The organism is Rhizobium sp. M1 (assembly GCF_002531805.1).
Classification (GTDB): Bacteria; Pseudomonadota; Alphaproteobacteria; order Rhizobiales; family Rhizobiaceae; genus Rhizobium; species Rhizobium etli_C.
The window spans coordinates 1-12683 of sequence record NZ_NWSW01000032.1 but is presented as its reverse complement, the minus strand read 5'-3'; the positions used below and the strand labels follow the sequence as shown (position 1 = coordinate 12683).

Sequence of the window (12683 nt, the reverse complement as noted above, 5' to 3'; positions counted from 1 at the left end):
GGTGATTATGTCGCCGCGGCGAAAGGTTTTCCTTCCCGATGTCTTCGGATAGATAGAAGAGGCGGGGCGCGCGCGAGTGCGGCGCCCGGAATGCGGGAAGCTGTCATTGTCGTCCGGTACGGGATTGTTCGTTACGTTTGAAGGCGGGGAAGGCGCGGGGAAATCCACGCAGATCCGCCGCCTCGCGGAGGCGCTGAAAGGCGAAGGTCACGAGGTGCTGGTGACGCGGGAACCGGGCGGGTCGCCCGGCGCCGAGGCCGTGCGCCACGTGCTCTTGTCCGGGGCTGCCGAGGCGTTCGGCACACGGATGGAAGCGATCCTTTTTGCCGCTGCGCGCAACGACCATGTCGAAGAGGTGATCCGGCCTGCCCTTGCCGCGGGCAAGATCGTGCTCTGCGACCGCTTCATGGATTCTTCCCGTGTCTACCAGGGTATCACCGGCAACCTCGAACCCGATTTCATCGAGACGCTGCAGCGCATCGCCATCAATGGCGTCGTGCCCGATTGCACCTTGATACTCGACATTCCCGCAAAGGTCGGCCTGGAGCGGGCGCAGAAGCGCAGCGCTGCCGAAGCGCCCGACCGCTTCGAGAAGGAGCGGCTCGAAACGCACGAAAAACGGCGCGAAGCCTTTCTCGATATCGCCGCGCGCGAGCCGGAGCGCTGCCACGTGGTCAACGCCATGCAGACGGAGGAGGCGATCGCGGCCGAGATTCTGGCAATCGTCAGGCAGCTCAAGTCGCCCGCAGACCGCGCCCGATTGCCGGAAGCGGCCCATCATGAGTGAAGCCCATTATGAGTGAGGAGAGGCCGGGACTGCTCGACGGCGCCATCTGGCCGGCCGAGAACACCAGATTATTTGGCCATGAGGAGGCGGAGGCCTTCCTCGCGCAATCCTACCGATCCGGCAAGGGGCATCACGCCATCCTGATCGAGGGGCCGGAGGGCATCGGCAAGGCGACGCTCGCCTTCCGCTTCGCCAACCACGTGCTTTCGCATCCCGATCCAGAGACGGCGCCGGAGACGATCGGCGATCCGGATCCCGCCTCGGCGGTCAGCCGGCAGATTGTCTCCGGCGCCTCGCACAATCTCCTGCATCTTGCCCGGCCGGTGGACGAAAAGACCGGCAAGGTGAAATCGGCGATAACAGTCGACGAGGTGCGCCGCGCCGGCAAGTTCTTCTCGCAGACGTCGGGGACCGGCAACTGGCGGATCGTCATCATCGATCCGGCCGACGACATGAACCGCAATGCGGCCAACGCCATCCTGAAGATCCTCGAGGAGCCGCCGAAGCGGGCGCTGTTTCTGGTGCTGTCGCATGCGCCGGGTCGGCTGCTGCCGACGATCCGTTCGCGCTGCCTGCCGCTGAAACTGGCCCCGCTTGCTGACGACGCGCTTGTCGCCGCCCTTGCCCATCTCGGCATATCGGGAGAGGGCGGGGCGGTGCTTTCGGCGGCCAAGGGCAGCGTCGGCGAAGCGTTGAAGCTCTTGAACTATGGCGGCGGAGAGATCATCGCCGCCTATGACGAGGTGCTTTCCGCCGAAGGGCCGGCGGCCCGCAAGGCGATGCACCGGCTGGCCGATGCGCTGTCGGGCAAGGAAAGCGACACGATCTTCGATTTCTTCGTCAGCCATGTCGGCGACGACATCATGAACCGTGCGCGTGTGGCAGCGGGTGAGGGGCAGATCGCTGCTGCCGAACGTCTGGCGCGGCTCTATTCCGAGATCACCGAGCGGCTCACCATTTCGGATGCCTATAATCTCGACCGCAAGCAGACGATCATCAGCATTCTCGCCGATATCAAGCAGCCGGGCCTCTAAAACGCATCGCATCAAATTTGATTCATGCGACGCGCTTTAGGTCTTTGTTTTTATGCATGTCGTTGTCCCGGAACCGCTGCACACTTCCGGGCGACATGCATTAGAAGCCTGATGCCTGGTCAGCCGGTCAAGAGCTTGCCTGCGACGACGGCGAGCGTGGCGGCCAGGACGATGCGGATGGTGCGTTCGTGCAGCTTCGGCGCCAGAAGGCTGCCGATGATGATGCCGGGAATCGAGCCGACGAGCAGGGCAAACAGCATCGCCCAGTCGATCTCGCCGATCAGCCAATAGCCCATGCCGCCGATCAGGGTCAGCGGTACCGCATGGACGATATCGGAACCGACGATCTCGCGCACGTTAAGCCTGGGATAGAGGACCAGCAGGATCGTCACACCGAGCGCACCGGCGCCGACCGAGGTCAGGGTGACGAGGATGCCAAGACAGAAGCCGAGAATGACGGTGAGGATGAGGATGGTTGCCGGCTGCGGCGGCGTGCGATCGCCGATGGCGCGCCGCGCCAATTCGAGGATCGAGCCTCGGAAGACCAGCATGATCGCGGTCATGACAAGCAGCCAGCCGAGCGCAACCGTAATGGTGTTGGTCACGCCGATGCTTTTACGATCGACGCCTGCCAACAGCCAGAGCATCAGCACGGCAGCCGGCACACTGCCGGCGGCGAGGCTGCCGACGATCTTCCAGTTGATCCGTCCATGCATGCCGTGAACGGCAGTGCCCGCCGTCTTGGTGATCGCCGCATAGAGGAGATCGGTGCCGACCGCGGTTGCGGGATGGACCCCGAAGAGCAGCACCAGCAGCGGCGTCATCAGCGAACCGCCACCAACGCCGGTGATGCCGACAAGCGCGCCGACAAACAGGCCGGAAATCGAATAGAGCGGCTCGAATGTCAAACAAGCGCCCCCAACGGCGCGCGGCCATAACAAACCGGATCGATGAAAACTGACACTTCGTTCTGTCCCGCCCTCTTTCTGACGACCGGTAAATTGGGTGCGAAGCGGAGTCAAGTTCACGACCCCCGTGTCCCGGAAATCATGACGGCGCCAAAACTTGATGTTTCGCTTGGCGGAGACATGCGCTAAGAGCGGCTGACCATTTTTATAGAGTAAGCCGGACATTGGCCGCCATGACAGACAAGACACCCTTCTACATCACCACCGCGATTTCCTATCCCAACGGCAAGCCGCATATCGGCCATGCCTATGAGCTGATCGCGACGGATGCGATGGCGCGCTACCAGCGCCTGGACGGCAGGGATGTCTTCTTCCTGACCGGCACCGACGAACACGGCCAGAAGATGCAGCAGACGGCGCGCGCCGAGGGGATTACCGCCCAGGAGCTCGCTGACCGCAACTCCGGCGAATTCCAGGCGATGGCGAAGCTGCTCAACGCCTCGAACGATGATTTCATCCGCACCACGCAGGAGCGCCATCACGAGACGTCGCGCAACATCTGGAAGCTGATGGCCGACAATGGCGACATCTACAAGGACAGCTATGCCGGCTGGTATTCGGTGCGCGACGAGGCCTACTACCAGGAAAACGAGACGGAGCTGCGCGCCGACGGCGTGCGCTACGGCCCTCAGGGCACGCCCGTCGAATGGGTGGAAGAGGCAAGCTATTTCTTCAAGCTCTCCGAATACCAGGAGAAGCTGCTGGCGCATTACGAGGCCAATCCCGATTTCATCGGTCCGGCCGAGCGCCGCAACGAGGTGATCTCCTTCGTCAAATCGGGGCTCAAGGACCTGTCGGTCTCGCGCACGACCTTCGACTGGGGCATCAAGGTGCCGAACGATCCATCCCACGTCATGTATGTCTGGGTCGACGCACTGACCAACTACATCACCGCGACCGGCTATATCGAGGACAGGGACGGCCCGAGGGCGAAATACTGGCCGGCGGATGTCCACATCATCGGCAAGGACATCATCCGCTTCCATGCCGTCTACTGGCCGGCCTTCCTGATGTCGGCAAAACTGCCGCTGCCGAAGCGGGTCTTTGCCCATGGCTTCCTGCTCAACAAGGGCGAGAAGATGTCGAAGTCGCTCGGCAATGTCGTCGATCCCGTCAATCTGGTGAACCATTTCGGTCTCGATCAGGTGCGCTACTTCTTCCTGCGTGAAGTTTCCTTCGGCCAGGACGGCAGCTACAGCGAAGAGGCGATCGGCACGCGCATCAATTCCGACCTCGCCAACGGCATCGGCAATCTCGCCAGCCGCTCGCTGTCGATGATCGTCAAGAATTGTGACGGCAAAATCCCGGAATGCGGTGCGCTGACCGACGAGGACAAGGCGATGCTGGCGCAGGCCGACGCGCTGCACGCGTCGACGCGCGAAGACATGGGTAAGCAGCAGATCCACCGAGCGCTTGCCTCGATCATAGCCGTCGTTTCCGAGACCGACCGCTATTTCGCCGGCCAGGCGCCGTGGGCGCTGAAAAAGACCGATCCGGCGCGCATGGGTACGGTGCTTTACGTCACCGCCGAAGTCGTGCGCCAGATCGCCATCCTGCTGCAGCCGTTCATGCCGGAATCATCGGGCAAGCTGCTCGATCTCGTGGCTGCGCCTGCCGACAAGCGCGATTTTGCCGCCCTCGGCGAGGCCGGCCGCCTGATCGCCGGAACGCCGCTCGAGGCGCCGACGCCGGTCTTCCCGCGTTACGTGGCTCCGGAGGCTTGAGGCCGTGCTGATCGATACGCATTGCCATCTGGATTTCGCCGACTTCGAGGCCGAGCGCGACGAGATTGTCGCGCGCGCGCATCGGGCTGGTGTCAAGCAGATGGTGACGATCTCGACGCGCGTGCGCAAGCTCGACGGGCTGCTCGCGATCACCGAGAAATATCCTTCGGTGTTCTGCTCGGTCGGTACGCATCCGAACAATGCCGACGAAGAGCTGGATATCCAGACGGAAGAGTTGGTGCGCCTGGCCAACGCCCATGAGAAGGTGGTGGCGATCGGCGAGGCGGGTCTCGATTATTTCTACGACACGCAGAAGCCTGAGGACCAGCAGACCGGCTTTCGCCGGCATATTGCCGCCGCGCGGGAAACGCAGCTTCCGCTCGTCATCCACAGCCGCAGCGCCGATGAGGACATGGCAGCAATCCTGACCGAGGAAACGGGGAAGGGGGCTTTCCCCTTCATCCTGCACTGCTTTTCGGCGGGTCCGGAACTGGCGCGAACCGGCGTCGAACTCGGCGGCTATGTCTCCTTTTCCGGCATCCTGACCTTCCCGAAGTCGGAAGAGCTGCGCGAGATCGCCAAGACGATCCCGCATGAGCGGCTGCTGGTGGAAACGGACGCGCCATATCTGGCGCCGAAGCGCTGGCGCGGCAAGCGCAACGAGCCGTCCTATGTCGTCAACACGGCCGAAGTGCTCGCCGAGACGATCGGCCTTTCCTACGCGGAGATCGCACGGATCACGACGGAGAACGCTTTCCGCCTGCTCTCGAAAATGCCGAGGATCTAGCGGCGTGCTCTACCGGCGGCGTTTCACCATTCTCGGCTGTTCGTCGTCACCGGGCGTGCCGCGCATTTCTGGCGACTGGGGTGCCTGCAATCCCGACAATCCGAAAAACCGGCGCACGCGCGCCTCGTTCATGGTGCAGCAATTCGGCCCTGGGGGCGTCACGACGGTTGTCGTCGACACCGGGCCGGATTTTCGCGAGCAGATGATCAGGGCAGGGGCCGACCATGTCGATGCCGTGCTCTACAGCCACCCGCATGCCGACCACATTCACGGTATCGACGATCTGCGCGGCTATTTCCACAATACGCGCCGCCGGGTGCCGATCTTTGCCGACCAATATACGATGGACAGGCTGCGTGAAGCCTTCCGCTATTGCCTGGAAACGCCGCCCGGCAGCAATTATCCACCGATCGTGCTGCCTGTTGTCATCGAAAATATCGACGAACCCGTCGAAATCCGCGGTCCCGGCGGCAAGATCGACTTTTACCCGCATATCCAGCAGCATGGCGATATCCATTCGCTCGGCTTCCGCATCGGCGATGTGGCTTATTGCAGCGATATCAGCGATTTCCCGCCGCAGACCGTCGATAAGCTGCAAAATCTCGACGTTCTGATCATCGACGCCCTGCAGTATACCTATCATCCGAGCCATCTGTCGCTGGAACAGTCGCTCGACTGGATCAGCCGGCTCAAGCCGAAACGGGCGATTCTAACCCATATGCATACGCCGCTGGATTACGATGCGGTGATGGCTGAAACGCCCGAGCATGTGGTGCCGGCGTTTGACCAGATGAGCTTCGAGATTGAGGTCAGCACATAATTCTGGGCGCCGCAGCCGCCTGCTCCGTGTCTGAAAAGACGCTGCGGGTCGAGGCGAAAACCCCGACCCTGATGCAGGATCACGGCATATAGGGCAGAACCTCGACGGCGCCGCGATAGATCATATCGAGCGAGACGTAGAGGATGATCAGCAGACCGACATAGGCGATCCAGCGATGGCGGCCGAGCAACCGGGCGATCAGATGTGCGGCGATGCCCATCAGCGCGATCGACAGACCGAGGCCGATGACCAGCACGCTCGGATGTTCGCGCGCAGCTCCCGCAACGGCGAGCACGTTATCGAGCGACATCGAAACGTCGGCGATGACGATCTGGGTCGCCGCCTGGAAGAAGGTCTTTCTCGGCGCGCCTTCGCCGGTCTCCGCCAGGTGTTCCTCGCGATGGCCATTGCGAAGCTCGCGCCACATCTTCCAGCAGACCCAGAGCAACAGCAGGCCGCCGGCCAGGAGCAGGCCGACAATGGCCAGCAGATAGACCGCGACGCTGGCAAAGAGAATACGCAGAATGGTTGCGGCCAGAATGCCGACGATGATCGCCTTGCGCCGTTGCGTGGCCTCAAGGCCGGCCGCGGCAAGACCAATAACCACGGCGTTGTCGCCAGCGAGAACAAGGTCGATAGCAATGACCTGCAGCAAAGCCGTCAGACCGGCTGCCGTGAAGATGTCCATATGAAATGTCCCCAATGCGTCAAAAGCCGTGCTAGCGTCTCCACGGTTTGACGTCAACCGCTGAGGGATGCAACAGCCGGTGCAATTCACCGCGCGATGCATCCGAAACGACAAGCGGCAGCATTATGGAACTGACGGTCAAGCCCCTCCGAGCCGTCGCCATTGCCGTGGAACATTCGTCTCGGCTGCCGGTTCTCCGAGTCAGGACCAGGCGTCGGGTCGGCGGCTGGAACGCGACATCGAGAGGAGAGTTCCCGTGAGCAACATTCACAACGATACCAATCCGGGGTTTTCGGGCCCCGTGGGCGGCGGCAGCCTTACCGCATTTTTCGACAGCCGGTCGGAGGCCGAATCCGCGGTTTCCCGTCTCGAGGACGCCGGCGTCCCCGTGGCGAGAATAAGATTGATGCCGGGATATGAGGCGGATGAAAAAAATGCCGGCGTCATGAGAGACGACCGCAGCGGCTTCTTCGACGCGCTGGCCGACTTCTTCTTCCCGGACGAGGACCGTGCGATGTACGCGGAAGGGCTGCGGCGAGGCGGCTTCCTCGTTCAGGTCAACGATATCGATGACGCGCTCTACGAAACCGTTCATGATATCCTGGACGACGAGGGCAGCATCGACATCGACGAGCGGGCGGATCTCTGGTTATCGGAAAGCGGACGCCAAGGCGGGTCGAATACCGGTTTTGCGGGCTCGGCCCATGGCGGCAAGGCCGCGGACGACCTGGCAGTATCCGAAAGCGCATTCGAGGGGCCGGCTTCCGACGAGGCGCCGGTCGCAGTGCGCGACACCGCGCATGGAAGCGCCAAGGTTCGTGCTTATAAATTCACCGGCGCTTCCGCATCATCGAACGATTCGCAACCGCAGTCGCAGACGCAAGGCGGATCGCAGCAGAGCCAGAGTTTCCGGCGCGATCATTGATGTGCAGCGAGGCCGGCGGCAATGCCGAGCCTCGCTGCACTCACTTATTCGAGGACAAGTCGATGCAATCATCCATCAACCGCGACGGCTTTCTTCCGCCCGATCCCGATGAACTGGTCGCGGAAGGCGAACTGCCTTTTGCCGATGCGGCCGCCGAGTCCGCGCGTGACAAGGCCGACCAAAGTCTGCACCACCTGCAGCGGGAATTGCGGCTGCTTCAGGCCCGCATCGGCCTGCTGCGTGACGATGCGGAAGCAGCGCTGAAAGCCAAGGCAACATCCGTCGATGCGAGTGCCCATGTGCAGCTCGGCGACTATCCGTGGCTGAAACTCGCCATCGCCACCGGCGCAGCCTTCGTCGCGGCGAGGGCGATCAGAGGCTTGCCGTTCGGCGTATTGCTGGCCGGATTTGCCGGTCATGTCTCGCAGACCAGACGGTGGTGAACGATCCGGCATGCTTCCGGATCGAACGAGGCGCGTGCGCCTGCAGGCCTGGCCGTTCTCAGGGGCTGGGGGATGGCGGGCGCCTACCAGATCAGGGCAGGGGAAGCCGGCGGCGGACGATCGCGGTGTGGTAATTCGTCCCATGGATCAGGCCGTCGTCGCAAAAGTCATAGCGAGGATTGTGCAGAGGTGCCGAGTCACCGTTGCCGAGGAACACGAACACGCCGGGCGCATGCTTCAGAAAGTGTGCGAAGTCCTCGCTTCCCGTCATCGGCTCCCGCGCCACCAGAACATTTTCCTCTGGGAGAATGCTGTGGGCGGCGGCGAAAGTCTCCTCGACCAGATCGGGATCGTTGAGGAGCGGAACGAATTCTCTGCTGTAGGTCACCTCGGCCGCGACATTGTAGGCGAGAGCAGTTCCCTGCGCGATGATGCGCATCTGCTTCTCGATTTCGGCGCTGACCTCCGAACGGAAGCTTCGTGCGTCGCCCAGGATCCTTGCCTCTCCCGGCAGCGCGTTTCGAGTTCCGTCGGTGATGAGTTCGGTGACCGAAACAACGGAGGTGTCGGCAGGACTTAGGCGGCGTGAGACGATCGTCTGCAGGTTGGTCACAAGGGCGCAGGCGGCGACGAGAACCTCGTTGCCCCAGTGGGGGCGCGCAGCATGGCCGCCGACACCTGTAACCTTGATTTCGAAATTGTCTTCGGCCGACATGATCGCGCCCGGCCGGGTTTCGAATGTACCGACGGGGAGGCCGGGCATGTTGTGAATGCCGTAGATCTCCTCGAACGGATAGCGCTCCATCAATCCGTCTGCGAGCATGGCAAGCGCGCCGCGTCCCCATTCCTCCGCCGGCTGAAAAATGAAACGGACGGTTCCGTCGAAACCACCTTCCTCGGCGAGCAGTTTGGCGGCTCCGAGAAGCATGGTGGTGTGCCCGTCGTGGCCGCAGGCGTGCATGACGCCCGAGTTCGACGATCTGTAGGGAAGATTTCCCTGCTCGGAAATGCGAAGCGCGTCCATGTCGGCGCGCAGCGCGATCGAGCGGTTGCCGGATCCGCGTTTGAGCGTGCCGACGACACCGGTTCCTCCAACACCCTCCGCCACGTCGTCGAGGCCGAACTCGCGCAGCTTGGCCGCGACGAAGGCTGAGGTGCGCTTCTCCTCGAATCCGAACTCGGGGTGGGCGTGCAGGTCGCGCCGCCATGCTGTCATTTCGTTCTTCAGAGCATCGATATCGATCGTCATTTCAAACTCCTCCGCCCGCAATCTGCTTTACAACGTCGAGAAGCATGTTCGCACCGGCGAGCAGATCCTCGTCCGGGGTCTTTTCCTTGGGATTATGGCTGATGCCGCCAAGGCTCGGCACGAAGATCATCGCCGAAGGAGCGATCCGCGCGATCATTTGCGCGTCATGGCCCGCACCCGAGGTCATGCGACGGACCGTGTGTCCGCGCCTGGCCGCTGCTTTCTCGATCAGCTCGACGATCTTGCCGTCGAACGCCACCGGCTGAAAACGGGCGAGGCGTGCGACCTCGAAGGACACGCCTTCCTCTTTCGCCACCTGCGCAAGGTAGGCTTCGAGAGCGGCCTCCTCTTGGCTCAGCCGATCCTCGTCCGGATCGCGAAGATCCACCGTGAAGGTTGCACGGGAAGGGATGACGTTGATCGCGTTCGGCTCGAAATTCATGCAGCCAACCGTCGCCACTGTCGCGGTGTTCGAGTTCCTGGCGCGCTCGCGCAGGAAGGTGATGACGAGCGCGGCGGCATGTCCGGCGTCGCGACGCATCGAGATGGGTGTGGTTCCCGCATGGTTGGCGTCGCCGCTGATCGTCACCCGCTGCCAGGAGATGCCCTGCAGGTTTTCCACGGCGCCGATCTGGATGCCTTCGCGCTCGAGAACCGGGCCCTGTTCGATATGCAGCTCGATATAGGCATGCGGCCGGATGAAGCCCGGCTGATGTTCTCCATCGTAGCCGATGCGCCGCAGTTCCTCGCCAAGTTTCGTGCCATCTGTTCCCACAGTCGCAAGAGCGGTGCCGACATCGAGGCCGCCCGCATAGACGAGCGATCCCATCATGTCGGGGGCGTAGCGCACGCCTTCCTCGTTGGTGAAGGCGGCGACCACGATCGGACGCGACGGCTGGAAACCCGCCGCGACAAGCGTCTCGATGACCTCGAGGCCTGACAGAACGCCATAACATCCGTCATAAATGCCCGCGTTGATCACGGTATCGATGTGCGATCCGAGCATGAGCGGTGCTTGGTTGGAAACGGCTGCGGGCCTCCAGATTCCGAATATGTTGCCGATGCGGTCGACGGCAACTTCCAACCCGGCCTGCTCGATCCACGAGACGAACTTGTCACGTCCGAGCTTCTCCGTATCCGAAGCCGCGAGACGGATCAGCCGGCCGTCTTCGTCACGACCGATGTCGCCGAGTTCAAGGATTCGGCCGAGCAGCCGTTCGGAATTGATGGAGATTTCGCTCATTACGCCACCTTTTCCTTAACTCCGCCTTGGCCGGAGTTTTTCGCTGCTATGTCTGCCGGCGTTGCGCCGACAAACTTCTCGTAAAGAACGGGGTCGGTCGCGCCCTCGGTGTTGATGAGGAAGACGCGGGATTGCGTATCAAGGCCGATCTTCGTCCGCAGTCCCGGATCGGCGGCAACCTTCAGAAGGGCCGCGAGACCTACGCCGCCGCTTTCGCCGGCAACGACCGCCGGGTCGGCCCCACGAGGGCTCGCAAGCAGTTTCATCGCGTCGATCGCGTCGGGGTCGTCGACCGTCATGAATGCGTCCGCGGCATGCGACAGGATCCGCCACGCCACCAGCGATGGCTCATAGCACTCCAGCATCGCCATCACGGTGGCCTCACCATGATCGACTTTCACCGGGCGTCCGGCGCGCGCTGTCTCGACGATGCAGGCTGCACGGGAGGGATCGACGACCACGAAGAAGGGGCGCCCGTCGCCAAAAAGGACGGAGAAGTGACCCGCAACCGTAGCGGCGATGCCGCCCACACCCGCCTGTACGAAAACATGGGTTGGCGGCTCCGGCATCTGGCGGAGCGCCTCGGTCAGCAATGCGGTGTAGCCCTGCATGACGAAGCCTGGGATGCGTTCGTAGCCGGGCCACGACGTGTCGGAGACCGTGATCCAGTTCTTCTCCTCGGCAACGCGCGCCGCTTCGCGAACGGAGTCGTCATAATTGCCGTCGACCCGGATCATATCTGCGCCATAGCGGGCAATTGCGTCGATGCGCTCCTTGCTGACGCCCGAATGAACGAAGATCGAGCATTTGGCGCCGACGAGCTGGGCGCCCATGGCGACGGAGCGTCCGTGGTTGCCGTCGGTTGCGCAGGCGACCGTCATTTTCGAGGCGATGGCTCTCACATCGTTGTTCTGCAGTTCTGCCACGTCCACTTCGCGGCCAAGGCGCTTCGACGCCTCCTCCAGAACGAGCCGGATCACGGCATAGGAACCGCCGAGCGCCTTGAAGCTGCCGAGGCCGAGGCGATGGCCCTCATCCTTTACCAGGATCGAACCGATCCCGATCTCACGCGCAAGATTTACGAGCGAGAGCAAGGGAGTGGGCCCGTGGCCCTCGCGACGATACAGGAAACGTTCGACGGTCTTGGCGGCCTCGACACCCAGAATTTCGGCGTCGACGGCCTCAAGGGGTTTGCGGTAGTCGGCGTGTTCGTTCAGGAGGAGCATCCGGACATCCTTTCGAAAATGCGTATGCCTGATAATTACTTCATTCCGATCGAAATAAGCGCTGTATTTTGATGCCGATTATGCAACATTCGCTCATTTCTGCCGCCAAAACGGAGCGTTTTCTCACTTTGTCGCCAAAAAGGGATCGATGCATGATCGACAAGATTTCCGCGGAGATGGTGGAGCTGGACCGCTTCGACCTGGCGATTCTCGAGATTCTTCAGCGGGACAACAAGACACCGCAGCGCTCGATCGCAGACGTCATCGGCCTGTCGGCGCCAGCCGTGCAGCGCCGGATCAAGCGGATGGAGGAGACGGGTACGATCGCCGCCAACGTCGCGGTGATCGAGCCTTCCCATGTGCGGCACGAGATCACGGTCTTTGTCGAAGTCGAGATGCACAGCGAGTCCGGCGCCACGCACGACGCGACGAAGAAATCCTTCGCCGAGGCTCCTGAAGTCCAGCAGTGCTACTACGTGACGGGCGAGGTGGATTTCATTCTTCTCGTCGTCGTCCGAACCATGGGAGACTACGAAGCCATGACCCGGCGTCTGTTCTTCGCCAACAGGAACGTCAAGCGGTTCCGCAGTTTTGTAGCGATGGACAGAGTGAAGGTAGGCCTGAATATCGCGCTGGACCCGCAACGCGATCGGAGGTGAGCCGGACTGGGCAGCGCAAAGGCGGAGCGGCGCAAGCCTTTGGCCTGGTTGACGAAGGCTTGTGTTCCATAATCTATCTTATGCGATCTTTGTATGTAGCCGCAAAGTTAGAATGTCCTGATTCTGCAAA

At 62.1% G+C, this 12683-nt stretch carries 13 protein-coding genes; 8 read left to right on the top strand and 5 right to left on the bottom strand.

The features are described from left to right. Positions 1-106 precede the first annotated feature (106 nt). Together tmk and CO655_RS25830 are read left to right on the top strand one after the other, a co-directional pair. Positions 107-787, top strand: a complete 681-nt coding sequence (tmk, locus tag CO655_RS25835) for a dTMP kinase (protein WP_097607947.1) — start codon at positions 107-109, stop codon at positions 785-787. 8 nt (positions 788-795) lie between these two features. Then, positions 796-1821 (top strand): DNA polymerase III subunit delta', encoded by a 1026-nt coding sequence (locus tag CO655_RS25830; protein WP_097667329.1) that lies wholly within the window; start codon positions 796-798, stop codon positions 1819-1821. A 119-nt stretch (positions 1822-1940) separates the two neighbouring features. Here the strand turns inward: CO655_RS25830 and CO655_RS25825 are convergent, their stop codons facing one another. Then, on the bottom strand, positions 1941-2729 hold the full coding sequence (locus CO655_RS25825) for a sulfite exporter TauE/SafE family protein (RefSeq protein WP_010032467.1): 789 nt from the start codon (positions 2727-2729) through the stop codon (positions 1941-1943). A gap of 233 nt (positions 2730-2962) precedes the next feature. On the opposite strand from CO655_RS25825, the gene metG reads away from it, so the two are divergent. Genes metG through CO655_RS25810 form a run of 3 tightly spaced genes read left to right on the top strand, consistent with a single transcriptional unit; the run spans position 2963 to position 6120 of the window. Continuing rightward, on the top strand, positions 2963-4513 hold the full coding sequence (metG, locus tag CO655_RS25820) for a methionine--tRNA ligase (RefSeq protein ID WP_097607949.1): 1551 nt from the start codon (positions 2963-2965) through the stop codon (positions 4511-4513). 4 nt (positions 4514-4517) lie between these two features. Next, a complete protein-coding gene (locus tag CO655_RS25815) occupies positions 4518-5300 on the top strand; it encodes a TatD family hydrolase (RefSeq protein WP_097667328.1) in 783 nt (260 codons plus the stop codon). Between the two features lie 4 nt (positions 5301-5304). Then, positions 5305-6120, top strand: coding sequence for an MBL fold metallo-hydrolase (locus tag CO655_RS25810; protein ID WP_097667327.1), 816 nt, complete (start codon positions 5305-5307; stop codon positions 6118-6120). A gap of 79 nt (positions 6121-6199) precedes the next feature. Here CO655_RS25810 and CO655_RS25805 read toward each other — a convergent pair whose 3' ends face one another. Continuing rightward, entirely contained in the window at positions 6200-6808 is a 609-nt protein-coding gene (locus CO655_RS25805) for a TerC family protein (RefSeq protein ID WP_097607952.1), read from the bottom strand. Between the two features lie 256 nt (positions 6809-7064). Here CO655_RS25805 and CO655_RS25800 point away from each other — a divergent pair, with 256 nt between their 5' ends. Both CO655_RS25800 and CO655_RS25795 read left to right on the top strand, forming a co-directional pair. After that, positions 7065-7733: a hypothetical protein gene (locus CO655_RS25800; RefSeq protein WP_097667326.1), complete on the top strand. Its 669-nt coding sequence runs from the start codon at positions 7065-7067 to the stop codon at positions 7731-7733. Between the two features lie 62 nt (positions 7734-7795). Continuing rightward, on the top strand, positions 7796-8176 hold the full coding sequence (locus CO655_RS25795; RefSeq protein WP_097608034.1) for a hypothetical protein: 381 nt from the start codon (positions 7796-7798) through the stop codon (positions 8174-8176). A gap of 91 nt (positions 8177-8267) precedes the next feature. Here the strand turns inward: CO655_RS25795 and CO655_RS25790 are convergent, their stop codons facing one another. The 3 genes from CO655_RS25790 to CO655_RS25780 are packed head-to-tail and all read right to left on the bottom strand — an operon-like array spanning position 8268 to position 11894. After that, entirely contained in the window at positions 8268-9425 is a 1158-nt protein-coding gene (locus CO655_RS25790; protein ID WP_097667325.1) for a M20 aminoacylase family protein, read from the bottom strand. Position 9426: 1 nt separating this feature from the next. Next, positions 9427-10668 (bottom strand): Zn-dependent hydrolase, encoded by a 1242-nt coding sequence (locus CO655_RS25785; RefSeq protein ID WP_097667324.1) that lies wholly within the window; start codon positions 10666-10668, stop codon positions 9427-9429. After that, positions 10668-11894 (bottom strand): diaminopropionate ammonia-lyase, encoded by a 1227-nt coding sequence (locus CO655_RS25780; protein ID WP_097667323.1) that lies wholly within the window; start codon positions 11892-11894, stop codon positions 10668-10670. Before CO655_RS25780 ends, CO655_RS25785 begins: the two co-directional genes overlap by 1 nt. A 152-nt stretch (positions 11895-12046) precedes the next feature. On the opposite strand from CO655_RS25780, the gene CO655_RS25775 reads away from it, so the two are divergent. Next, complete coding sequence (locus CO655_RS25775; protein WP_097667322.1) at positions 12047-12553, top strand: Lrp/AsnC family transcriptional regulator; 507 nt, start codon at positions 12047-12049, stop codon at positions 12551-12553. Positions 12554-12683: the final 130 nt, after the last annotated feature.

Bases quoted from the DNA above. Each gene is read 5' to 3' on its own strand.
- CO655_RS25830 (WP_097667329.1), top strand. From the start codon at position 796: ATGAGTGAGGAGAGGCCGGGACTGCTCGACGGCGCCATCTGGCCGGCC.
- metG (WP_097607949.1), top strand. From the start codon at position 2,963: ATGACAGACAAGACACCCTTCTACATCACCACCGCGATTTCCTATCCC.
- CO655_RS25805 (WP_097607952.1), bottom strand. From the start codon at position 6,808: ATGGACATCTTCACGGCAGCCGGTCTGACGGCTTTGCTGCAGGTCATT.
- CO655_RS25795 (WP_097608034.1), top strand. From the start codon at position 7,796: ATGCAATCATCCATCAACCGCGACGGCTTTCTTCCGCCCGATCCCGAT.
- CO655_RS25790 (WP_097667325.1), bottom strand. From the start codon at position 9,425: ATGACGATCGATATCGATGCTCTGAAGAACGAAATGACAGCATGGCGG.
- CO655_RS25785 (WP_097667324.1), bottom strand. From the start codon at position 10,668: ATGAGCGAAATCTCCATCAATTCCGAACGGCTGCTCGGCCGAATCCTT.
- CO655_RS25780 (WP_097667323.1), bottom strand. From the start codon at position 11,894: ATGCTCCTCCTGAACGAACACGCCGACTACCGCAAACCCCTTGAGGCC.
- CO655_RS25775 (WP_097667322.1), top strand. From the start codon at position 12,047: ATGATCGACAAGATTTCCGCGGAGATGGTGGAGCTGGACCGCTTCGAC.